Raw genomic sequence first — 21299 nt, 5'->3', positions numbered from 1 at the left:
CACCGGCGTTGAACCAGGTCGGCGCGACCGTGGGCCGGAAGATGCCGCCCGCGCCACGAGCGCCGGTTCTCCGGATCCCCACATCAGCTCTGGCGCATCCCCCCAAGCCCCCTGTCGCCAAGGTCAATTTGCCTCGTGACGCTGTGCGCGTGTTGGAGGGTTTGGCGGCGCGGCCCGAGCTCGCGGAGCTCGGCGAGCACGCACGGCTCGCGAGCGAGCTCTTGGCGCTGGCGCGCGAGCGCGGCGCTGGACCGGAGCGGGTGCTCGAGGCCCTCGACGCCGCGAACGAGGCGTGCACGCGGCTCAAGGTGCAAACGGCGGCTGCGAAGACGAGCGCCGTTTACAAGGTCGTGATCGAAGCATTGCAAAAGGGGGACGTGGGATGCGGAGGGACATCATGAGCGCCTGCCGGCGGCGGCCGTGGCGGCGCTGCCGGCGTGCGAAGGGCTGGTCGAGGACGACGCTTCTGCGGGTGCGGATGATCGTCGGGGCGCGAATTGCGAATGAACCAGCGCTCATCGTGCTCGAGCGGTGGTCGACGAGCGAGGCGGTGCCGGGGCTCGTGCGGATCCAGATACCGCACCTCGGCGTCGAGCTCGCCGTCGGGCGTCAGGTCCATCGGCGATGGATCGTGACGGCGCCGAGGACGGCCCAAGGGCTGAAGGCGGCTGCCGCGGCGTGGCAGCTCGTACTCCGAGATGGCGGTCTTCGGGTGCGGGTATCCGAACCGCTAACGCTCGGGGCGCCCACGGGGCGGGATCTCGATGCGGTTCTGCGCCGCGGGCTGGTCCTCGAACTCGTGGGGAAGAAACAGCGTCACGAGAGCCCGGCGAGGTATCGCGCCCAGTAACTGGTTACAAGGCACGAACTTGGCCCGGTTGGAATGCATGTGCAATCGTGATCACTACACGCGCACAGCGTAAGGGGGATGAGGGCTTTGGACACGGGGGAACGGTCATGCAGCAACGCACCCGCCACGCAGCGCAGCGCCCGGCTCGATGCGCCGGAGCTGTCCGATGGGCACACGCGGTCGCACCGGCGTCCGCTCCGTCTCCGCCACCAAGTCGGCCCCGACGGCGCCCGGAGCTCGGCGAGCTTCACGGTGAGGGGCATGATCTACGTCACAGAAGAAGGTTGGGTCATGGAACAGCGAAAACGTCGCAATGGTCCGCTCGAGCTCGTCACGTGGCTCTTGCGTACCGGCGCGCCCGCGGCGCTCGAGGGAATGGGGCTCGGGTTCATGGGGGGATTGCTCCAGGAGCACGAGCCGGTGCTCGACGGGATGACGGCGCGTAGCGCGCTGGATCTCGTGCGAATTGTGCGGGCATCGGTCGATGCGCTCAGCCTCGCCGTGGACGAGAGACGGCAAGCGGATGGGGCGCGCGCGATGGACGATGCGCTGGGGGTGCTGGGGCTGGCGGATGCAGCGCTCGTCGCGGCGCTGGCGTACGCGCTGGGCGCCGGGGCGAAGACGGGGGAGGAGATCCAGGATGCTTGTCTGCGGGTGCAGACGATTGCATCGCGGTGGGGGAAGGACGTGCCACCGCCGACGTTGCCGAGTGCGACGGAGAGCCAGCGGGAGAGGGGGACGGCGCCTTCGAGGAGGACGGGGGCGCGGCGGGGAACGCCGTCGTCGAAGGGGCAGAAGGGCGAGACGAAGAGGATGGGGGCGAGGGGATAGCAAACGTATGCAAGGTGCAGTGAGTTCTTCTTTCGATAGCGGCGGCGACTTCTGGCGGAGCAGGCGGAAGTAACGCAACATCGCAGGCGTCGCGTAAAGTCGGGGCCTGGCGAGGTTGGCGTGCCTCAATGCGATGTTCACGTCTTTCGGAACACCGCGCCCCTCCTCGTAAAACACGGCCAGACCCGCGTGACAGAACTCCTCGTCGTCCCGCGTGATTCGGCCACAGATACTGGCAGAAACTACCTTCGGCTGCGGGGAAAGTCCTTCGGAAAGTTGTAGGCGTCGACCCCCGTCACCATCGTGTCGAGCCGCTTCCTCGCTGCGGTGTAGCGCGGCACGAACTCGGCGTTGATGTTCACCTCGCTCATGTCGTTCACGATCAACCGCGCCCCTCTTTCCCTCGCGGTTCGGGAGCACCCGCAGCGGGCGGCCGAAGTGCGCGCCGTCGCCCTTGCTCGCTTCGAGCAGATCGGCGTCCAGGGTTTCCCCGAGGAAGACGCGCCAGCACAAGGACCTCGCACGTCGTAGCTCTTGAGCCTCGACCGAGCCACGCCCTACTCGACGTGCATGCAGAACCGTGCGATAGTGCGCGCGGTTCTTCGACGAAGGGTGCAGCGACCGTCGCTGCAGGATCCAGGATGGTCGGGCCGCCATCCCAGCCGGCGCATCTGCCGGCGAGGGATCGAGCATGTCGACCACGCACACCCAGGGGCGGAGCCCCCTTCCTTCGTCGCCTCCCGAAGCCTGGGAGCCGCTCTTGCGGCTCACGCGGCTCGCAGGTCGGCCGCTCGAGCGCTTCCTCCAGATCGAGGCCGCGAGCGGCATTTTGCTCCTCGTCGCGGCGGCCTTCGCACTCGTCTGGGCGAACTCTCCCTGGGCCGACAATTACGCCCATCTCTGGCACACCCCGCTGGGGATCCGCATCGGCGCGTTCACCTTCGAGCGCCCGCTCGAGTGGTTCGTCAACGACGGCCTCATGGTGATCTTCTTCTTCGTCGTGGGGCTGGAGATCCGGCGCGAGATCCACCACGGCGAACTCTCCGAGTGGCGGCGCGCGGCGCTGCCCGCCGCGGCGGCGCTGGGCGGGATGCTCGCGCCAGCGGCGCTTTATCTGACCTTTGCTGGCGCCCCCGCGACCCGCTCGGGCTGGGGCGTGCCCATGGCGACCGACATCGCCTTCGCCGTCGGTATCCTCACGCTGCTCGGCAAACGCGTTCCCGCAGCGCTGCGTGTGCTTCTGCTCGCGCTCGCCGTCATCGACGACCTCGGGGCCATCGTTGTGATCGCGCTCTTCTACTCGAAGGGCGTCTCGATCTCGGGGTTCGTGATCGCCGCGGCGGGGTTTGGCGGTGTGTTCGTGATGCAGCGCTTCGGCGTACGGTCGAAGCTCGCCTACATCGTGCCGTCCATCGTCGCGTGGGCCGGCATTTACGTGGCGGGGGTTCATCCGACGATCGCCGGTGTGATCGTCGGGCTCGTGACGCCGGTGCGCGCGTGGCTCGGGCCGGACGGGTTCATCGCCGGCATACGCAACCAGCTCGATCACCTCGCGACGTCCACGCCCGGCGAGCTCTCGTCGCACGAGCTCGCCGGGACCCTGCGACACGTGGACCTCGCGCGACGTGAAGCCATGTCGCCTGCCGAGAGCCTGATCACGACGCTCCATCCGTGGGTGGCCTTCGGCATCATGCCCTTGTTCGCGCTCGCCAACGCGGGAGTCGCCGTCTCGGGCGGGTCGCTCGATCCTTCCTCATGGCGTGTCCTGATCGCGGTCGCCGTGGGCCTCGTCGTCGGCAAGCCAATTGGCGTGCTCCTCGCTTGCTGGATCACGTTACGCCTGCGGATCGGGACGCTCCCTGTTGGCCTCTCCGCGCGCCACCTCGTCGTGCTCGGCGTCGTCGCTGGCGTGGGGTTCACGATGGCGCTGTTCATCGCGCAGCTCGCCTTCCTCGACGCGAAGCTCCTCGCCGCAGCGAAGCTCGGGGTGCTTTCTGCGAGCGGCGGCGCGGCGATCCTCGGCCTCAGCCTCGGTCGGCTGCTCCTCGCGCCGGTGGAGACGGCCGGCGCCGCGCAGACGGCCGACGAGGCGGAGAGCTCGACGGAGGTGTGATCATGACGAACACACATCACACGCGGGGAGACACGTGAGCCCGTGGGTGGAGCTCGTCGGGGGCGGGGTGCTCCTGTACTTCGGTGCGGAGTGGTTCGTCGGGGGCGCGTCCGCGCTAGCCCTCGCTCTGCGCGTGCCGCAGATCCTCGTCGGCCTCACAGTCGTCGCTTACGGGACGTCGGCGCCCGAGGTCATTGTGGGCGTGCAGGCGGCGATCGACGGGCACGGCGAGGTGGCGCTCGGCAACGTCATCGGCTCGAACATCGTGAACATCGGTCTTATCCTCGGCCTCGCCGTGCTCATCCGGCCGGCACGGGTGGACGGGACGCTCCGCCAGCGCGAGCTGCCGATGTTCGTCGCGAGCGCGCTCCTCGTCCCGCTGCTGCTCCTCGACGATGCCGTGCGCCGCTGGGAAGCGGCCGGGCTTCTTCTCGTCGCCCTCGCCTACACCGGGTGGATGATCCGCGCCGCGCGCTCGGCTTCGATCGTTGCCGAGGCCCGGGCGGACACGGCCGCCGCCGAGCGGGCCGCCGACGAGGCCGGCGCCCCAAAACGCGGGGGCGCCCTGCGCGCCGCGGCGACGGCAGGCGTCGGCTTGCTGATCCTGCTCCTTGGGGGCGACATCTTCGTCGACGGCGCGGTCTCGGTCGCGCGCGCTCTCGGGATGAGCGATCGGCTCGTCGGGCTCACCATCGTCGCGGTGGGGACCTCGCTGCCGGAGCTCGTGACGGGGGTGATCGCCGCTCGACGTGGAAACGCCGACATCGCCATCGGTAATGTCGTGGGCTCCAACATCTTCAATACGTTCCTCTGTCTCGGCGCGGCGGCGCTGGCGGGCCCGGTGCATGCGCCGCTGGGGACGCTCGGGCTGGATCTCGCGGGGCTGCTCGTGATGACGGGGCTCGGGGCGATGTTCATCCGGAGGGAACGGACCATTTCACGCCTGGAGGGGGCGGTCGCGGTCGGCCTCTACGTGGCGTTCACTGTCGTGACCGTGGTGCGAGGCTGAGCCCCTGCGCGCCCAGCAAAAGAGTTGACCATGGCAAAGCACCCGCCCGCAGCACAGACGGCATTCGGTCCGATGGTCATTGCAGCCGTCGAACAGCATTACCCCGAGGCCCAGCGGCTCATCCGGGACGACCTCGCCGTGCATTTCTTGCCGCCCGGCCTGAGACTCGGGGTGCATGCATGCAAGTGGACCTTCATGCGCAACCTCGGGATCAACGCGACGGAAAAGAAGGCTCCGGGCATCTGGGGCGGCGTCCTCTGCCGGAAGCGATATGCCGACGACAAAGTCGTCGAGGCCATCGATGCCGGAATCACGCAGTTCGTGATCCTCGGCGCCGGCCTCGATACCCGGGCGTACCGGCTGATCGCCCCGGCAGGTGTTTCAGCCTTCGAGGTCGATTTGCCTGCGAACATCACCTACAAGCAGGAGAGATTGCAGAAGATTTACGGCCGGGTGCCCGAGCACGTGACCTTGATCCCGGTCGACTTCCAGATCGATGCTCTCGGGAGCGCCCTCGAAGCGAACGGCTTTCGTCTCGAGGCGCGGGCCATGTTCGTCTGGGAGGCCGTCACCCAGTACCTGACCGAGGAAGGCTTTCGCAAGACCCTGGGGTTCCTGTCGAAGGCTGCCGCCGGCAGTCGCCTGATCTTCACGTACATCCGCAAGGACTTCCTGGCCGGAACCAACTTCTACGGCGCGGAGCAGATCCACCAGGACATGAAGAGACACGACGTGTGGCACTTCGGCATCGAGCCCGAGAGCGTGGACGGCCTGCTCCGCACATACGGCTGGACCGAGCGTGAGCAGGTCGGCCCCAGCGAATACTTCGCGAGGTACATCCAGCCGTCGGGTCGTGCCTTGTCTGCGTCGGAGATCGAGCGGTTCGTCTACGCCGAGAAACTTTCCGGAGGTTGAGCCATGCCCACTCCTCAGCTCCCGATCGGATTCAAGCGCTTTCACCCGAACGATTTCATGAATTACCAGCTCAACCGCGCTCACGCGCTGGGCACCCTGCCTCGGGTGACCGCCGAGCGTGGGGCTGTCCAGATCACGCGGCCGGTCGAGGTTCCCGCGGTTTTCGGTGCGCTCGCCGATGTAGCCGAGCGTGAGGGTCGGTGGACAGAGGCGGCCGGATGCGCCCGGCTGGCCGAGTTCTTCACCCCGCGCCCCTCCGACGAGCAGGTCGCCGCGTACGAGCGATACCGAAGGCTCTGGGATCGCGCAGTCGCCGACGAGGGCATCACGCGCCACGAGGTGCCGTACGAGGGCGCCTCGCTGCCCGCGCTCACCCGCCCCGCGGTAGGCGCCCGCCGAGGCACCGTGCTGGTATTCGGCGGGTTCGACTCGGTGATCGAGGAGTTCTTCCCGATCTGGCGCAGCATCTCGGAGGCCGGCTTCGACGCCGTCGCCTTCGACGGGCCCGGCCAGGGAGGCGCCCGTACGCGCCACGGCGTTCCGCACACCCACGATTGGGAGCGGCCCGTAGCGGCCGTGCTGGACCATTTCGGGGTGAAGCGCGCGGCACTCGTCGGGATGTCGATGGGAGGGTACTGGGCAATCCGGGCGGCCTCGCGCGAGCCGCGTATTGACGCCGTGGTCTCCTGGTCGCCGGTGTACGATTGGCTGGGCAGATTCCCTCGGTTCGCCGCCGGATTCGTCCGTCGGATGGTGGGCTGGACGAGGTTCATGAACGTGACGATCCGCTGGAGGATGCGCATGTTTCCGATCCTCCGGCACGTCGTGGCCCAGGCGAACTGGATGACCCGCACGGAGGAGCCGGTCGCGGCGGCGCGCTGGTTTTTGGGGATGAACGCGGAACACCTCGGCTCGGAGCGTGTCACCGTGCCGACGCTGCTCTTCGCCGGAGAACACGACCGATTCCAGCCCCCTGCGCTCGCGACCATGCAGGAGCGCGCGCTCACCGCCGCCCCCGTGACCATCCAGATCTTCACCGCCGCCGAGAGCGCAGACCAGCACTGCCAGATGGGGAACCTGCCGCTGGCGACAGCGGGGCTCTGCGGCTGGCTTACGCAAACCTTCTCGCCCGCCTGACGGAAGCACGCCGCGTGAGCTGCCGCGCAGACTTCCAGCACCGCGATGCCCTGCTCGTCGCCGCCATCGAGGCGTTCGTCACGTCCTCCCGTTCCTCATCCCCATACCGAGAGCCATGCGGCAATCCGTTGCAGGGCCGCGGGGGCGAAGGTCTCCTCGATCTGCTCGTATTCCTCGATGGCCCCGGTGACAGCGGTCTGAAACAGATGATTGAGCCCTGGCAGCTCGATCACCTCCGCACGCGTGTTGCCGCCGGCCCGGAGCGCGGACGCGATGCCCGCGAGGTGCTCACGTGCTGGCACCTGGAGATCCAGGGAGCCGCCGAGGGCGAGCACGGGGGAGCGGACGGCACGCAGGAATGGATCCGGATTGGAGCCCAGGAAACTCGTGAACGAGGGGGCGCTGGCGATGGTTGCCATGGCCTCGGCGGTCTGCTCGAGCTCGTCGTCAGGTGGGCGCTCGCCATCGGGCAGCGCCGCGAGCTACGAGAGCGAACGCTCGCGAAGGCATGCTCATCCGTGGAACGAAAGGGGGCTCCGTCATGAGAAATGGGACCATTGCCAAAAGGATGCCTCTTTACGCTTCTGGCGTTTGCCGATCTCTACGAGATCGAGACCAGGACCTGCGACCGCGAAGGCGCAGGCACCGACTTGGATGTGCTGATCGACATCGTCGGCGATCGGGGGAGAGTCCTGGGCTTCAGGCCCGCCTCACCCGAAAGGAACGACTTCGCGTGGGTTCGCAAACCAGGCGTTGCACCCGGTCACCCCAATTCGTCGCCGGTTTACATCTCGTCCTCCGGAAAGCCCAGACGCGCGAGGCCGAGGGACCAGATTATCGGGCGCAGCGTTGGCGTTCACCTGTTCGAGCCGCTGTGCGGTCCGGGCGAGCTTCAGGGCACGGTGGTTGCAGTCCATGTCTCCATGTCGATCGTCTGCGGTACCACGCTGGGGCCCGACAACCAGCAAGCCAACCAGGCTGCCGCTGCCCTCGCATTGCTGCTCGGCGATGAGCTGCACCTCGTTCACGTCATCGACGAGCTCGGGGCCGAGCTCGTCGTCGCTGACGAACACAACCCCCTCTTCGAGTCGCATGGCAGGCGGATCTGCGGCGAGGCCGCTGGGCTGCGGCGGCTCGGGATCCGGGTGGCGCCCGAGCTCGCTGCCGGCGCCTGGCATGTGGAGTTGCCGAGGATCGCCGCGCTCCACCACGCGCGCTTGATCGTGTTGGCCCCCCATCCCGGAGCCGTGAGCGGGCGACCTTCCTGCAGGCTCGCCGTGAGGATTGCCCGCGCCGCGTCCATTCCAATCTTGCTCATTCACGATGCGGACGGGCTGCTTCGGTGGGCCCGTGGTGATTACCTCCTGCGCGTCATGGTCGCGCTGGGCCGCTCTCCGGGATCGCGGGCCGCCCTGGGCTGGCTCGCCGAGCTCCAGCGCGGCCGCCCCTGCGAAGCCCTACTGGCTCATGTCTCGTCGAACGAATGCCAGGAGAGCCCTTCGGACGGCGGCGCCGAGGCACCGGCGCACCCTTATCGCGGCACACGCCGCGAGGCCCCCCTCGACGCGCTCGATGCATTGCGGGACGACCTCCGTCGGCTGGGGGTGAGCATCACGGAGACCCGCGTAAAGGACGCGCGCGCGGTCGAAGAGCTCGCACGACAAGAGGCCATCGATCTCGTCGTGGTCCCTAGCGACTTGCCGCGCGAGCGCCCATGGTCGACACGCGTGTGGCGCAGCCTCTTTCGAGCCCCCCTACCGGGCGGTGTCGTGTGCGTCCCGCCGGACTACGTCCCAAGCAAGGTCCACCGCGTGCGACGCACGGGGGTCTTGGCTCGGGTGGCCTGTCGCCATACGGGGGGTGGACGAAGGCGCAGCCGAGCTGTACCGCCGCGAGCAGCAGACGCCGCCTGAACGCTTCGGCTGCCCGCTCTCCTGCGCGGGCCTCGCCCGGCACGCTTCTTCCTAACTGCCGTGCGGCCGCGGGCTTCTGCGCTGGGCCCGATCCTCTCCGGAACGGGGTGGCCCAGGAATGCGGCGTCGAAGCGGACGGGGGGCCGTGCACACGATACTCATCGCCATCGTTGCCATTCCCTTCGTGGGCGCCGCTGCCGCGCTCGTCCTCTCGTCACGCTGGGCTGGGCGGCTCGCCCTTCTCGTGCCGGCGCTCGTGCTCGCGCTGTCCGTCCCCCGCTGGCCGGCGGCGGCCGGCAGGGGGGAGACGGTTCTTGTCCCCATCGCCTGGTTTCCGTCCGCGGGCATGACGGCGAGCCTCCGCCTGGATCACCTCGGGGCGTTTTTCGTTCTGCTCGTCGCGGGCGTGGGCCTCGGCATCGTCCAGTATAGCCGCGCCTATCTCGGGAGGAACGCCACGCCTCGGTTCTGGGCTGTGCTGCTCGCGTTCATGGGCGCCATGCTCGCGATCGTTCTTTCGGATTCGCTCCTGCTGCTCTTCGTCTTCTGGGAGCTCACGACCCTCGCGTCCTTCCTCCTCATTGGAATGGACGGCGCCGCCCCGGAGGCGAGGTCCGGCGCCATTCGTGCGTTCCTCGTGACGGGGGCCGGTGGGCTCTCCTTGCTCGCCGGTATCCTCGTGCTCGGGCAGATCGCCGGGACCTACGACCTGTCCAGCATGCCCGCGCGCGCGGAACGGATCATGGCGAGCCCGGCGCGTGATGTCGCGCTTCTGCTCATGCTGGTCGGCGCGTTCACGAAGTCGGCCCAGTTCCCCTTCCATTTTTGGCTCCCGGGCGCGATGGCCGCCCCCGCGCCGGTGAGCGCCTTCCTCCACTCCGCCACCATGGTGAAGGCTGGAATCTTCTTGGTGGGCCGGCTATCGCCGATCTTCGGCGCGTCGCCCGCGTTCCAGCCCATTTTGCTCACCGTCGGACTCACGACGTTTCTCGTCGGCGGATGGAATGCAGTGCGCGCTTGGGATCTGAAAAAGCTCCTCGCTCACAGCACCGTGGCGAACCTCGGCGTCCTCACGGCGCTTTATGGCATTTATCCGCCGGCCGACGTTCACGGGGGCATCGTGCGCGGGGAGCTCCTCGCCATTACGAGCCACGCCCTCTACAAGTCTGCGCTGTTCCTCCTCGTCGGGTGGATGGAGAAGGCCTCGGGGACGCGTGATCTCTCGATCCTGAAGGAGGAACGCTGGTTCCGGCGTGAGCCGATCGGCGGCGTACTCATCGGGATCGGCGCCCTCACGATGGGGGGCTTCCCCTTCGTGCTCGGCTTCATGAGCAAGGAGGTATTCCTCCAAGCGCTCCTCGATGCCCGCTTCCCGGGCGCCGTCGCCGCTGTGGCCGCGGCCGTCCTGGGAGGCGCGATGGCGGTCGTCTACGCGCTCAAGCTCTTCGTGAGCACGTTCTGGGGGCCCGAGCTGCCGCCTGATTGGCGCGGCTATCCGCGGAGCGAGATCTCGCGATGGCTGCTCGTGGTGCCCGCCATTCTCCTCCTGCCCCACGTGATCGGCGGCATTGCCCCGGGGTGGCTCCTCGGCTCCGTGCTCGAGCCGGGGACCGATTGGCCCGCGTGGTTCGCCGTGTGGCACCACCTCGACCGTATCTTTCTGCTGAGCGTCTCGACCCTCGGAATCGGGATCGCGGGGTATCTCCTGTGGAGGCGGTATGCACGGGTGCCGGCCCAAGCGGAGACGGAGCTCGCCTTCGATCGCCTCGCCTCCACGCTCCTCGGCGCTTCGAGCGCATTCAGTCGCGCGGCACAGGCGGGCGGGCATTCGCGATACCTGGCCGTCATGCTCCTCTTTGGCGCCGCCGCGTCCGCCGCCGCCCTGTGCGAAGGCTCGTTCCCTCGCCTCCGCGGGGCGCAGACCTCCTGGTCCGTCGATCTCCTCGCCGCGCCGCTGCCTGCCGCGATCATCGCCGCGGGCGCCGTGCTCGCGGTGCTCGTCCAGGATCGCGTCTCCAAAATCATTTTCATGGCCGCGGCCGGCTATGGTCTCGCGGTCTTTTATGTCCTCTTCCGGGCTCCGGACCTCGTGCTCACGCAGATCCTGGTCGAGACGGTCTCGCTCATTCTGCTCCTGCTCGTCTTTCAACGGCTCCCACGCCTCGGCCCCGACGAGCGCTCGCGCGGGCGGCGCGTCGCCCACGGTTTTTTCGCGGCTGCGCTCGGGCTCGGGATGGCGGTCCTCGCCTGGGCTTCGGGCATCCATCCGGCCGGTCATCCGGCGGGCGCGGAGCAGCTCGCGCTTTCATTGCCCGAAGCGAAGGGGCGTAACGTGGTGAATGTCATCCTGGTCGATTTCCGTGGCGCGGACACGCTCGGAGAGATCACCGTGCTCGCCGTTGCCGCGATCGGTGTCGTGGCGCTCCGCGCAAAACGTGCCCGGGCCCGAGCGGAGGAAGCGTGAATTCGTTTCTCCTGCGCCAGGTGGCGAGGGGCGTGCTCCCGGTGGCCGTCCTCTTCGCCGTGTACCTGCTCCTCCGGGGCCACGATGCGCCCGGCGGTGGGTTCGTCGCCGGGCTCGTCACATCGGCCGCCGTGATCCTCCACGCGCTCGCGAACGTCGCCCCGCACAAGCGTAGGCGGAGGCCGCGCGTCCTCCGCTCCGTTTGGATCGGGCTCCTCGTCGCCGCGGGGACCGGGCTCGTCGCCGTCGCCGCTGGCAAACCGTTCCTCACGCATTCTCATTTCGACATCGGGTCTGGCCATGGCGCGCTCCACCTCTCCACGACACTTCTGTTCGACGTCGGCGTGTTTCTGGTGGTGGTCGGCTCGACGATCACGGCGCTCGCCGCGTTCGCCGAGGAGGAGCCGCGATGATTGCCCTCGCCGCGATCCTGGCCGGTATCCTCGTCGCATGTGGGCTCTACCTCATGCTCTCTCGCAATCTGCAGCGGATGGTGATCGGCTTTTTGCTCCTGTCGAACGGCGTCAATCTTCTCGTCCTCACCGCCGCGGGGCTGCCTGCGCGAGCGGCGCCGCCGCTCCTCGGCGAGGGGGCGAGCGGGAGCCCCTTCGCCGATCCCCTGGCCCAGGCCTTCATCCTCACAGCCATCGTCATCGGCCTAGGAATGGCCGCGTTCCTGGTGGCCCTTTCCACGCGGCTCCACGAGGCCTCCGGGCGCGATGACGTCGAGGGAGACGACGAGACATGATGGCTGCGCTGCTCGTCCTGATCCCGGTCGCGTTGCCTCTCGTCACGGCGGCGCTCCTGCTAACGCTTACAGGCCGGGCGCGGCTTCAGCAGGCGGCCTCGCTCGTGAGCGGGGGCGTGCTGCTCGCCAATGCGATGCTCCTCTGCGCGCGCACGGCGAGCGGCGCGATCCTGGTCCTGCCCCTCGGGAACTGGAGCCCGCGCGTCGGAATCGTGTGGGTTGCGGACGCGCTCGCCGCCACGATGCTATTTTTCGTGGCGCTCGTCTCGTATACCACGCTCCTCTACGCGGCGGGCTCGCTGCGAGAGCGCGAGCGTCGGTACTATTACCCCCTGCACCAATTCCTGCTGGTCGGCGTGGGGGGTTCGCTCCTCACGGGAGACCTCTTCAATCTCTTCGTCTTCTTCGAGATCATGCTCCTCGCGTCGTTCGCGCTGATCGCGCTGGGGGGGCGCGCCCGGCAGATTTGCATGGGCGTACCCTACGTCATCGTCAATCTCGTCGGGAGCGCGCTGTTCCTCGTGGCCGTGGGCGCGATGTACGGCGTGGCTGGCACCGTCAACATGGCGGAGCTCGCCGTGCGCGCCGAAAGCGCGGGCCTGCCGGACGTGTTCTGGGGCGCTGCGGCGCTCTTACTCACGGTCTTCATGGTGAAGACCGCTCTGTTTCCCGTCTTCGCGTGGCTGCCCGATTCGTATCCGGAAGCGTCCGTCACCGTGAATGGCCTCTTCGCCGGGCTGCTCACCAAGGTGGGCGTGTATACGCTCTTTCGCACGGTCCCGCTCTTCGCTGGAGCGGCGCCAGGCGTTTTGCAGCCGGCGCTCGTCGCCGTCGCCGCCACGACCATGCTCGTAGGTGTCCTCGGTGCGCTCGGCCGGAGCACGATCCGCGGGGTCCTCTCGTTCCATATCGTGAGCCAGGTCGGCTACATGATCTTTGGCCTCGCCCTGTTTACGCCGCTCGCGCTGGCCGCGGGGCTGTTCCACACGATCCACAACATGCTCGCAAAAACGGCCCTCATCTTCGCGGGAGGGATCGCGGAGCGCATCGGCGGATCGGGTAAGCTGTACGCCGTGAGGGGGCTCGCGCGGACCCAGCCGTGGCTCGCGGCGGGCTTCTTCGTCGCCGCGATGTCGCTCGCCGGGATGCCGCCATTGAGTGGTTTCTGGGGAAAGTGGTTCCTCGTGACCGGCGGTCTGGCGGCTGGCGCACCCGTTGCGACGGGGATCTCACTGCTCGTGGGTCTGTTCACGCTGGCGTCCATGTTGAAGATCTGGAATGCAGTCTTCTGGGGTGAACCGGAGGGCCAGCGATACCCTTCGCGCGGTCGGTACCGCGGCATGCTCGGAGCGACGCTGGCGCTCGCGGCGATGACCGTGGCGACGGGGCTCCTCGCCGCGCCGATCTTCTCGCGCCTCGAGCGTGTGGCGACCCAGCTCCTCGACGTCACGCCCTACGTCACGGCCGTGCGCGCAGCCGAAAGCCATGATGCCCGTGCGGAGGCACCATGAGCGCGCTCGCGTTGAACCTGCTGCTCGCCATCGTCTGGATGTTCATTCAGGCGAGCTTCTCGCTGCGCAGCCTGGCCGTCGGATTCGGGATTGGCTTCCTCGCGATCACATTCCTCCAGCGCCTTCGCGGCAGCCACGTGTATTTTCTGACGGCCGTCTGGGTCGTGCGTCTGTTCGCATTTTTCGTCATTGATCTCGTGCGAAGTAACCTCACGCTCGCCCGCGACATCCTTCGCCCTGTCCCGGCCTTCCTGCCAGCGCTCGTTCGTTTCGAGGTCTCGGACCTGTCGCCTGTCGAGACGGCGCTGCTCGCCAACCTCGTCTCGCTGACGCCCGGGACACTCACCGTCGACGCGGAGGACGACGGCAGCGCCATTTACGTGCATGCGCTTTACGGAGGTGATCCGGACGGCGTCCGCCGGCGCATCGGGCGGCTCGCAAGGATGATTCGCCGCGCCGGGGGGCGCCATCAACCTCCCCAGGGGGCGGCATGAGCCACGACGTCTTCAAGCTCGCCGTGCTGCTCCCGGCGCTCGCCGTCCTCGCAGTCGGCATCGCGCTCTGTTTCGCTCGTATCCTCCGCGGCCCCTCGCATTTCGATCGCGTGCTCGCCTTCGATTGCCTCGGGCTGAACGTCGTGGGCGCGCTGCTGCTCCTCTCGAGCCTGTTCGACACCGACGTCTTCATCGACGCGGCGCTCGTAGTGCTCCTTCTGGGCTTTCTGGGGACGATGTCCCTGGCCGCGTATCTGGAGAGAACCCATGCTGATTGAGGCCATCGCCGTCGTCCTCGGGGTCTTTTTCATGTTCCTGGCCTCGCTGGGGGTGCTGCGATTGGGCGATTTTTACGCCCGTATCCACGCTCCTACCAAGGCAGCGACGCTGGGGCTCGCGTTCCTGCTTGCGGCGCTCGCGCTCGAGGTGCGGGACAAGGCCGCCGTGACGAAGGCGGTGCTCGCGATGCTGTTCGTCGGGATGACAGCCCCGGTAGGAGCGCACATCCTCGCGCGGGCTGCCTACCGACGTGGGGTGCGTCCGTCCGTCCGCGTGGACGAGTACGGGCGTTTCGTCGTTGCGTCGAAGAAAACGGAGTGACCGACCGGCGACGAGCCCGCCTTCCTTCGGCGACGACAGCGTGCGCGCCACTCGACGCGATTGCCACGGAGCTGCATACACGCGCAGGCATTCTCGTCAGCCGTTCTTCGGTCCATCGGGTGCTCCAGGCCCGAGGGCTGCGGCCGCACCGGGGTCGTCCGTGGCTGCACAGCCCCGATCCCGCGCGCGCGGGATGCCAGCTTCCGGCGCGAGTTCGAGTACGTTCGTCACGGCACGCGAGCGCTGCTCGGAGCCTTCGAGGTGCACAGGGGCAAGGTGGTCGGCGAGGTCGTGAAGCACCGTGACGCAGCCACGATGCTGAAGGGAGCCCACGCCCTATCAGCATCGCGAGCAGGAGCCGCTGCTCGACCTCCTCCACGGTTCCTTCGGCAGGATGCTCATGCCGATCGCGTGAACCACGACGAACTTCCGGGATGATGTACTACTCTGCCAACTGCGGCGAGGGGCGGAGCCGGGCTCGCTGAGCGTGAGGTTGTCGAGCAGCTCTCGGCGACGCGTTATCGGCTCCGCGCCGCGCTCGGCGACGTCTCCCACTCCCAGGAGCTGACGCTGCCGGAGGAGCGCGTGAAGGGATCCCTCACGGACCCCTTCTTCGTCGACATGGACGCCTCGTGTCGCTTCGTCGGCTTCGGCTTCGCGCGTGACTGGGACGCTCGCCGCCGGCAGTTCGTGCAGTCGCTGCTCCTGACCCACGAGTTCGTGCTGCCCGCCACGGACGAGACGCGGCGCTGGAGCGCGTCCGCGTCCATGCCCCCCACACCGTCAGCGGTGTACGGGCGGTTGCCGACAATGTCGGCAAGCGCGGGTACTGCGGCAGAGCACCAAGATTCCATGGTTGTGCGGACGACCAACATAGGGTAAAGGTGGTGGTTGAAAGGGTGATAGCATGGAAATCAGGCACAATTGGCTCGCTGCGGTCGTGTTTGGAGCGGCACTCTGCTCGACGGGTTGTGTTGCCGAGGTGGACGAAGATCCGGTCGATGAAGAGGAAGAGGTGGCCGAGGCGCAAGATCGATTGGACACTCTGGGAACGATAGACATAAAGATCTATACGCCTACAGGATCCTTCTGCGAACTCGAGGTTTCATTCCACGAATCGGCAAACGTCGGATACACCAGCAAGAGTTACTATACCACGACGAGCAGTGGTGGCGTTTGTAAGTTCTACAAGGGGTATGCTCTCGGGTATAAGGCCACCCATTGGATCGCGGCTGGTGCTGCGACATACAACGGGCAGAAAAAACTCACCAGCAAAAAGACGGGCCAGATTCCGGCTTATACTGGCTACATTTCGACAAGTTGGTCACTGTAACTCGTCAAGGCCGCCCTTACCTGTCCGCGCTGATCTCCGCTTCCGCCTCGCCATCATCTCCGCGCCTTTGGGTTTGTCCACGGGAAGTGGGGGAGGAGATCATGATGCTCCGATCCCCGAGGCAGAGCCGAACTGCCGCTGCCTTGAATGCTCCACGATGAAGCTCATATCGCCGGTTCACCCCCGGCTGCGCGGGGAAGACGATCGACTTGCGCGCCTCGTCCGTGCACGTTGATCGGTTCACCCCCGCGTGCGCGGGGAAGACGCCCAGGGGGATCTGTTGAGCGATCGCGGTGTACGGTTCACCCCCGCGTGCGCGGGGAAGACTCCTGCGTGAAGGGGAAGCTCAAGGGGCCCGCCGGTTCGGGGAACCGCCCAGCCACGAGGCCCAATGCGGGCCCCATGACGTACAAAAGTCCGTATGTCCATCCGGCCCCCCGGTCCTCCGTTGACCCGCCCCCGAGTCTCGCTGACACAGGCGTCCCCTGGGTGCCGGGCGCCCTATACGAAGGGGCGTACGATCTTTTGGCGCGGGAGGAGGGCGACCACGACGACCAACCAGGAAAGCGTCGGCCCCTGCAGAGGACGCGGAACGAGGTCAACGGTCCTCTTGAAACATCGTGCCTACTGGCATTGTCCGGCGCCGCCGCAGTCGTCGTAACACTCCGAGCAAATCAGGCAGGATTGGTATGCGAAGAGGTCACTATCACCGCCTGGATACGTACTGTAGCAATCATCCACGCACGTCTGGTCGCTGCACGGGGACAGGCAATCCGAAAGACCAACGCAGTCCGGGTTTGCGAGGCATGTATCCAGCAGTGCCGAACACGCTCCCTGATCTGCGCACGTGGCGCACTTGTTGCAGTCTCCGGTTCCATCACAGGAGCCCCCGCCGCCTCCTCCCCCACCGCCATCACAAGACGGGCACGATCCTCCGCAGTCCACGTCCTCCTCGTCGCCCGAAAGTTCGCCGTCGTAGCAGTTCCACGGCGAGTCGCCGTAGCACGGGTCGCAGGGACCGCCGCAGTCCACATCAGTCTCTGCGCCGTTCTGCACGTTGTCGAAGCAGTTGAGGGGCGCCTCGCAGACACCATCCACGCAGTTCGCGCCGACGCAGTCCGCGGCATCCTGGCACGCTCCACCCGAGCACTCCGGGCACGAACCGCCACAGTCCACGCCGGTCTCGTCTGCGTCCTGCACCCCGTTGTCGCAGCTCGCCGACGTGCACTCTCCGCTCACACACGCCCCGCTCGCGCAGTCGTCATCCGTGACGCATCCGTCGCCCATGTTGCACGCCGCGCACGTGCCGCCGCAATCGACGGCCGTCTCGAGCCCGTCCTCCTGCCCGTCCGCACAGTTCCCCGTGTCGATGGGCGCGGCGTCGTTCGAGCCCGCAGCAGGGAGAAGCAAACGTTCGTCCTTGTAGAGGTTCAGCGTCGTGCTGGCGAGCGACGCATGGAGCACCTTCAGGGACGGCGTGGCGTCGACTTGCAGTCCGCCGTAGAGGCCCCATCCCGGCGCGGGCTCGCTGGAGGCGTAGCTCAGGCGGAGCGAGGGCTTGGCGGACAGCTCGAGCTCGCCGCCCGTGCCCGACCACTTCGTGAGGCCATAAAACCCGACGTTCAGCGCTCCGACGAGGTATCCCGTCGCCTGCACCTGCACGTCAGCGCCCATTTGCGGGACTTCGGGGGTCCAGTTCGGGTTGAACGATCGCACCTTTTCCCAACCCGAACCCCGCTCGTAACGGACGCCCATCGAGCCGTCGAAATCGAAGGTTTGGCCCAGCGTGACGTGCATCTGTCCGGCCGCATCGAGCGTGAAACCTGCCTTCAGGGTGAGCGACGCCGTGCACGTGATGGGAACACCTCCGATGGGCGGCAACGGCACGCGGAAGGCGCTGGACTTCCAGATCGTCTTTTCCCTCGTGGTGTTGAGGGCCCACGCTCCCTCGATCTCCATCTGAAGGTTGGAGGAAAACGCCCCGTTTGCGATCGCACGAAACTCGACAGGCTTCCAATCTTGAATCGCGAGCTTGATATCGAAGGACGGCTTGAAGGACACGAAGCCGTTCGTGATGCGCGCCGTCACGCCGTCGCCGAGGTCGATGACCTCGCCGGTCAGGTTCTCGTCGAACGAGAGGAGGTCCCCGGCCGCCTGAGGCGAGAGTCCCGGGAAGCCGTGCGCGGACGTGGGCTCGAGGTCGGCGAACTCGACGGTCGTTTCGGTCTCGCCCTGCTCGACGATGTCGGTGAGTGCCGCGTCCGCGGTGTAAACGACGATCGCGTCGGTCTTGCTCTCGATGGACTCGACGAGGCGCAAGAAGCCCGCATCGTGATCGGAAACGAGGATGTCACCCGGGGTGACCTCGTCGAGCCAGCTCTCGCTTTCCAGGGGGAACTCGAGGCGGTCCTCGAAGACGAGCGCGGTTCGCACCTCCTCGTCGGACAGGGGGCGCGCCTTGTCCGAGATGATGGGCTCGAGGCGGCTGCGCGAACCGGTCGCGGAGCACCCGAGCGGCAAGAGGACCAATGCTGCAAGGATGAACGAGGTGTGCTTTCTGATCGTCATCGTTGACCCCGACGTGTAGGTACGTCGCTGGGCGCGCTCGCGCCCGGCGGAACCTTAAAGGAGAGGACAATCGTGGGTTGATGTCAATGGGCCTGCTCGTACCTCGCCCTGCCACCCATCACATCCGAGGGCGCGTCAATGCTACCAAAGTGGTATTCATTAGTCCTTGCATGGACGTAGACCGGCCACAGGTTGCCAGCCCCTGAAAGGGAAGGAGAAACACCCCATGGCACAGGTTGGAGCCCGTTTTTACACGGGGCAAAAGTGCGATACGACCGGGTCCTACGTTTTCGATGGCTACTATCCCAGAGGCGAAACCACACCCGCGCCGACAAATGAAGAGCGCGTGATCCCCATGCACGCAGGCCGCGACTTCCCGCCGATCCGGTCACAGGGCCGCTCGGCTTGGTGGAAGTTGCAACGTATTGGCTAGGCTCTCCGATCCACTCAGCGCGCGCTGATCTTCGTGTCGACCCGGACCCGGAGAGAGGCGGGCGCAGACGACGTGCTCGCGCGCAGGTTCGACAGCTCGAGCTTCAGATCCGCGAACGTGAGATCGGGGAGCCGACGAAGCAGCTCGCCGCCCGGAAAGCGTCGCACGAGCGGTTTGTCCTTGAGCGTCTCGCGAACCACCGGGAGCAGGTCGGACAGGCACGGCGTGAACCGCATCCGGGATGGCGAAAGCGTCTCGACGCAGTTCACGCCGAGCTGCTGGAAGGACGCAGAGAGCTGGAGGTCTTCGCCCGTCAGCGAGGCCAACCGTCGTGATCGCATGACCAACGACGCGCTGCTGGTCCCAGATCCCAAGACCGACGTCCCCGAGTACGACCGTAAGCCCGTTGCCGGTGGTCTCGCCTCGCATGACTGTAGGAGGTAACCCCGGATCGAAGCCCGTCACGTCGAACGCCAACGCGCGCATGGTGTCTGGCAGAGCGTCCAGGATCGCGCTGGATTGGCCGAGCTCGCGCAGCGTGCAGGATTGCCAGAGCAAGTAAAGGACTTGATTGATACCGTTTGCATCCGCGACGAGCTCGAGGTCGGACGAGCCGTCCGCCCCCTGCGTGGTGAAGACCGTGAAGTCGGCAGCAGACGACACCCTCGACGGGTCCCAGAGCCGCGCGGTCGCGCTTCGAGCTCGCGGAAGCGCTCTTCGAGCTCCTGGTAGCGCGCGAGCTGCTCCCGGGCCTCGTCGAACCGCTTTTCGCCGAGTGTGTGGGGCTCTTGCACTCGATGACGGCGAGGGGGATGCCGTTCACGAAGAGAGCACGATATCGGGGATGATTTTGTTCTTCGCGCCGCGGACGGGCAACTGCCGGGTGACGAGGAATTCGTTGTTGGTCGGCTTCTCGAAGTCGAAGAAGAAGACGTCGCGGTCGCGCTGCTGTCCCTTCGCGTCGAACGTGGTGAGGCTGATCCCGTCGGTGAGGCGGCCTTGGAGGGTCTGGCTCGCTTCGAGGAGGCTCGTGCCCTGGAGGCCGGAGAGTTCAAGGTGGTGTTCTCGGGGGATTCGTGACACTGAATTTTAGACGCTCTCGGCGATCACAGGCCGAACGTATGTCCAATCCCCAACGTGCGTTCGGACGTAGACAGGTTTCCAGGGCGAGGATTCTATGTGCGTACCATCAAACCGAAGAGAGCTAACGATGGTTGACACTTGCGATTCGTTATGTTCCCATAACAGGCGCGAGACGATGTCGCGACTCGTGACCAGCACATCAGATGGCTGACTTAGTGGAACCGGCATCGGCCACCTGAACACCACGATCGCTTCGACAGTCGAAGGTTCTGCACTTGCACCGACGGCAGATCTCACAGCGTCAGGGAAGCGCTGCACAAAGTTCTTGTACTTGCGCGCTTGCTTAATCCACTTCTCTGCCTCCTTAAGCTTGTTGCTAACTTCTGCTGGGCCAACCGGCGGCAATGCATGTTTGTATTCTACAACCAACAGCTGACCAGTTGCCTCTTCCAACACAATTAGGTCGGGGCATACCTGACTACGGTCTGGTGCCAAAATTCGCTTTTTTTCGATCGCTCGCAGGCCATGACGCCGAAACAAGCTCGCTAATTCGCCCACCTCCACATTCTCCATGCTGTCAATCAGCCGATCGTAAACTTCGCCTGAGCGTCTCTTCAATGATCCAGCAAGCATCCTGTGAGGATCCACGATCGCGATCAGCCTAACCAGTAGGCTCAGGGAACCACAATGGGTTCGCACAAATGGCTGTGTGTCGATGGACGAGCGTAGCGAGTGCTCATCGAAAGACAATAACGCCACAATGCGACGTATGGTATCTGTACGCACTCCAGTGATTTCTGCCATGAAGCCGATGACCAGATCATCGGAATCATGGAAGACGAGGGAGCCCAGGTCGTTGACCTCGCCATACAACACATCACACCGCTCTTCCAGCATGGTGATGCACCTGGCGTATGCGTACATTCCCGCGTAAAACTTGCGAAAATCACCGAGCAAAAAGCCTCCAACATCTTCTAAGTCGCTAATGCCACAAAAGATAGATGAGCGAGCCCAGGCGAGAACAACCTCTGCTACTGGACTGGGTATCTCCGGCGTCGGGATGCGCTCGGTGTCTTGCCTTCGGATGTCAATACCTCTGCACCACGACTCGAAGACCCGCACTATTCCATCGTCGGGCCGCTCGCTTGACGCAACTTCCGACCATTCTATTTCCGCTGCCACTTGCGACATCAGTAGGCGAGGATCCAGACCGTCCTTGAGCGAGAACACGATTTCACGACGATGCTCCTCAATGTGTGCGTTCATGCTCTGCCTCGACCACGCGGTGTGCACAGCA

23 protein-coding genes and 1 pseudogene are annotated in these 21299 nt (G+C 66.2%); 18 read left to right on the top strand and 6 right to left on the bottom strand.

The window, feature by feature from the left end; translation table 11 throughout:
- Positions 1-149 precede the first annotated feature (149 nt).
- From QHF84_RS43950 to QHF84_RS43940, 3 genes are all read left to right on the top strand, one after another.
- Positions 150-401: a hypothetical protein gene (locus QHF84_RS43950; protein ID WP_281319584.1), complete on the top strand. Its 252-nt coding sequence runs from the start codon at positions 150-152 to the stop codon at positions 399-401.
- Positions 398-850, top strand: a complete 453-nt coding sequence (locus QHF84_RS43945; protein ID WP_281319583.1) for a hypothetical protein — start codon at positions 398-400, stop codon at positions 848-850. The genes QHF84_RS43950 and QHF84_RS43945 overlap by 4 nt, the downstream gene beginning before the upstream one ends.
- Before the next feature lie 291 nt (positions 851-1141).
- Entirely contained in the window at positions 1142-1681 is a 540-nt protein-coding gene (locus QHF84_RS43940; protein WP_281319582.1) for a hypothetical protein, read from the top strand.
- A 242-nt stretch (positions 1682-1923) separates the two neighbouring features.
- Here the strand turns inward: QHF84_RS43940 and QHF84_RS43935 are convergent, their stop codons facing one another.
- Positions 1924-2061: a hypothetical protein gene (locus QHF84_RS43935; RefSeq protein WP_281319581.1), complete on the bottom strand. Its 138-nt coding sequence runs from the start codon at positions 2059-2061 to the stop codon at positions 1924-1926.
- Between the two features lie 311 nt (positions 2062-2372).
- Here QHF84_RS43935 and nhaA point away from each other — a divergent pair, with 311 nt between their 5' ends.
- The 4 genes from nhaA to QHF84_RS43915 are packed head-to-tail and all read left to right on the top strand — an operon-like array spanning position 2373 to position 6855.
- Positions 2373-3794 carry a Na+/H+ antiporter NhaA gene (nhaA, locus tag QHF84_RS43930; RefSeq protein ID WP_281319580.1) on the top strand — a complete coding sequence of 474 codons (1422 nt, stop codon included), beginning with the start codon at positions 2373-2375 and terminating at the stop codon, positions 3792-3794.
- Between the two features lie 34 nt (positions 3795-3828).
- Positions 3829-4803 carry a calcium/sodium antiporter gene (locus tag QHF84_RS43925; RefSeq protein WP_281319579.1) on the top strand — a complete coding sequence of 325 codons (975 nt, stop codon included), beginning with the start codon at positions 3829-3831 and terminating at the stop codon, positions 4801-4803.
- Positions 4804-4833: 30 nt separating this feature from the next.
- Positions 4834-5718 (top strand): SAM-dependent methyltransferase, encoded by an 885-nt coding sequence (locus QHF84_RS43920; protein ID WP_281319578.1) that lies wholly within the window; start codon positions 4834-4836, stop codon positions 5716-5718.
- A gap of 3 nt (positions 5719-5721) precedes the next feature.
- Entirely contained in the window at positions 5722-6855 is a 1134-nt protein-coding gene (locus QHF84_RS43915; RefSeq protein ID WP_281319577.1) for an alpha/beta fold hydrolase, read from the top strand.
- 95 nt (positions 6856-6950) lie between these two features.
- Here QHF84_RS43915 and QHF84_RS43910 read toward each other — a convergent pair whose 3' ends face one another.
- Positions 6951-7274: a hypothetical protein gene (locus QHF84_RS43910; protein ID WP_281319576.1), complete on the bottom strand. Its 324-nt coding sequence runs from the start codon at positions 7272-7274 to the stop codon at positions 6951-6953.
- A 129-nt stretch (positions 7275-7403) separates the two neighbouring features.
- Here QHF84_RS43910 and QHF84_RS43905 point away from each other — a divergent pair, with 129 nt between their 5' ends.
- From QHF84_RS43905 to QHF84_RS43855, 11 genes and pseudogenes are all read left to right on the top strand, one after another.
- Positions 7404-8768: a universal stress protein gene (locus tag QHF84_RS43905; RefSeq protein ID WP_281319575.1), complete on the top strand. Its 1365-nt coding sequence runs from the start codon at positions 7404-7406 to the stop codon at positions 8766-8768.
- Positions 8769-8913: 145 nt separating this feature from the next.
- Complete coding sequence (mbhE, locus tag QHF84_RS43900) at positions 8914-11232, top strand: hydrogen gas-evolving membrane-bound hydrogenase subunit E (RefSeq protein WP_281319574.1); 2319 nt, start codon at positions 8914-8916, stop codon at positions 11230-11232.
- Positions 11229-11645 carry an MnhB domain-containing protein gene (locus QHF84_RS43895; protein WP_281319573.1) on the top strand — a complete coding sequence of 139 codons (417 nt, stop codon included), beginning with the start codon at positions 11229-11231 and terminating at the stop codon, positions 11643-11645. The genes mbhE and QHF84_RS43895 overlap by 4 nt, the downstream gene beginning before the upstream one ends.
- Entirely contained in the window at positions 11642-11980 is a 339-nt protein-coding gene (locus QHF84_RS43890) for an NADH-quinone oxidoreductase subunit K (RefSeq protein ID WP_281319572.1), read from the top strand. Before QHF84_RS43895 ends, QHF84_RS43890 begins: the two co-directional genes overlap by 4 nt.
- A complete protein-coding gene (locus tag QHF84_RS43885) occupies positions 11977-13491 on the top strand; it encodes a proton-conducting transporter membrane subunit (RefSeq protein ID WP_281319571.1) in 1515 nt (504 codons plus the stop codon). The genes QHF84_RS43890 and QHF84_RS43885 overlap by 4 nt, the downstream gene beginning before the upstream one ends.
- Entirely contained in the window at positions 13488-13985 is a 498-nt protein-coding gene (locus QHF84_RS43880; RefSeq protein ID WP_281319570.1) for a Na+/H+ antiporter subunit E, read from the top strand. Before QHF84_RS43885 ends, QHF84_RS43880 begins: the two co-directional genes overlap by 4 nt.
- Complete coding sequence (locus QHF84_RS43875) at positions 13982-14263, top strand: monovalent cation/H+ antiporter complex subunit F (protein WP_281319569.1); 282 nt, start codon at positions 13982-13984, stop codon at positions 14261-14263. Before QHF84_RS43880 ends, QHF84_RS43875 begins: the two co-directional genes overlap by 4 nt.
- Positions 14253-14585 carry a monovalent cation/H(+) antiporter subunit G gene (gene mnhG / locus QHF84_RS43870; protein WP_281319568.1) on the top strand — a complete coding sequence of 111 codons (333 nt, stop codon included), beginning with the start codon at positions 14253-14255 and terminating at the stop codon, positions 14583-14585. Before QHF84_RS43875 ends, mnhG begins: the two co-directional genes overlap by 11 nt.
- A 95-nt stretch (positions 14586-14680) precedes the next feature.
- A pseudogene (locus QHF84_RS43865) lies at positions 14681-14870 on the top strand (hypothetical protein); the annotation flags it as partial.
- A 300-nt stretch (positions 14871-15170) separates the two neighbouring features.
- A complete protein-coding gene (locus tag QHF84_RS43860; RefSeq protein ID WP_281319567.1) occupies positions 15171-15467 on the top strand; it encodes a hypothetical protein in 297 nt (98 codons plus the stop codon).
- A gap of 25 nt (positions 15468-15492) precedes the next feature.
- Positions 15493-15918 (top strand): hypothetical protein, encoded by a 426-nt coding sequence (locus QHF84_RS43855; protein ID WP_281319566.1) that lies wholly within the window; start codon positions 15493-15495, stop codon positions 15916-15918.
- A gap of 624 nt (positions 15919-16542) precedes the next feature.
- Here QHF84_RS43855 and QHF84_RS43850 read toward each other — a convergent pair.
- The 4 genes from QHF84_RS43850 to QHF84_RS43835 form a co-directional block, all read right to left on the bottom strand.
- Positions 16543-18486 carry a hypothetical protein gene (locus QHF84_RS43850; protein WP_281319565.1) on the bottom strand — a complete coding sequence of 648 codons (1944 nt, stop codon included), beginning with the start codon at positions 18484-18486 and terminating at the stop codon, positions 16543-16545.
- 447 nt (positions 18487-18933) lie between these two features.
- Positions 18934-19260, bottom strand: coding sequence for a hypothetical protein (locus QHF84_RS43845; RefSeq protein WP_281319564.1), 327 nt, complete (start codon positions 19258-19260; stop codon positions 18934-18936).
- Between the two features lie 478 nt (positions 19261-19738).
- Positions 19739-20002, bottom strand: a complete 264-nt coding sequence (locus QHF84_RS43840) for a type I restriction endonuclease (protein WP_281319563.1) — start codon at positions 20000-20002, stop codon at positions 19739-19741.
- Between the two features lie 6 nt (positions 20003-20008).
- A complete protein-coding gene (locus QHF84_RS43835; protein ID WP_281319562.1) occupies positions 20009-21268 on the bottom strand; it encodes a hypothetical protein in 1260 nt (419 codons plus the stop codon).
- Positions 21269-21299: the final 31 nt, after the last annotated feature.

This window comes from Polyangium sp. y55x31 (assembly GCF_029946505.1).
In the GTDB taxonomy this organism is placed as follows: Bacteria; Myxococcota_A; Polyangia; order Polyangiales; family Polyangiaceae; genus Polyangium.
The sequence above is the reverse complement of the archived record's forward strand: the minus strand, read 5'-3'. Positions and strand labels throughout refer to the sequence as shown.

Bases quoted from the DNA above. Each gene is read 5' to 3' on its own strand.
- QHF84_RS43945 (WP_281319583.1), top strand. From the start codon at position 398: ATGAGCGCCTGCCGGCGGCGGCCGTGGCGGCGCTGCCGGCGTGCGAAG.
- QHF84_RS43940 (WP_281319582.1), top strand. From the start codon at position 1,142: ATGGAACAGCGAAAACGTCGCAATGGTCCGCTCGAGCTCGTCACGTGG.
- nhaA (WP_281319580.1), top strand. From the start codon at position 2,373: ATGTCGACCACGCACACCCAGGGGCGGAGCCCCCTTCCTTCGTCGCCT.
- QHF84_RS43920 (WP_281319578.1), top strand. From the start codon at position 4,834: ATGGCAAAGCACCCGCCCGCAGCACAGACGGCATTCGGTCCGATGGTC.
- QHF84_RS43915 (WP_281319577.1), top strand. From the start codon at position 5,722: ATGCCCACTCCTCAGCTCCCGATCGGATTCAAGCGCTTTCACCCGAAC.
- QHF84_RS43910 (WP_281319576.1), bottom strand. From the start codon at position 7,274: ATGGCAACCATCGCCAGCGCCCCCTCGTTCACGAGTTTCCTGGGCTCC.
- QHF84_RS43905 (WP_281319575.1), top strand. From the start codon at position 7,404: ATGGGACCATTGCCAAAAGGATGCCTCTTTACGCTTCTGGCGTTTGCC.
- QHF84_RS43890 (WP_281319572.1), top strand. From the start codon at position 11,642: ATGATTGCCCTCGCCGCGATCCTGGCCGGTATCCTCGTCGCATGTGGG.
- QHF84_RS43885 (WP_281319571.1), top strand. From the start codon at position 11,977: ATGATGGCTGCGCTGCTCGTCCTGATCCCGGTCGCGTTGCCTCTCGTC.
- QHF84_RS43880 (WP_281319570.1), top strand. From the start codon at position 13,488: ATGAGCGCGCTCGCGTTGAACCTGCTGCTCGCCATCGTCTGGATGTTC.
- QHF84_RS43875 (WP_281319569.1), top strand. From the start codon at position 13,982: ATGAGCCACGACGTCTTCAAGCTCGCCGTGCTGCTCCCGGCGCTCGCC.
- mnhG (WP_281319568.1), top strand. From the start codon at position 14,253: ATGCTGATTGAGGCCATCGCCGTCGTCCTCGGGGTCTTTTTCATGTTC.
- QHF84_RS43855 (WP_281319566.1), top strand. From the start codon at position 15,493: ATGGAAATCAGGCACAATTGGCTCGCTGCGGTCGTGTTTGGAGCGGCA.
- QHF84_RS43850 (WP_281319565.1), bottom strand. From the start codon at position 18,486: ATGACGATCAGAAAGCACACCTCGTTCATCCTTGCAGCATTGGTCCTC.
- QHF84_RS43845 (WP_281319564.1), bottom strand. From the start codon at position 19,260: ATGCGATCACGACGGTTGGCCTCGCTGACGGGCGAAGACCTCCAGCTC.
- QHF84_RS43835 (WP_281319562.1), bottom strand. From the start codon at position 21,268: ATGAACGCACACATTGAGGAGCATCGTCGTGAAATCGTGTTCTCGCTC.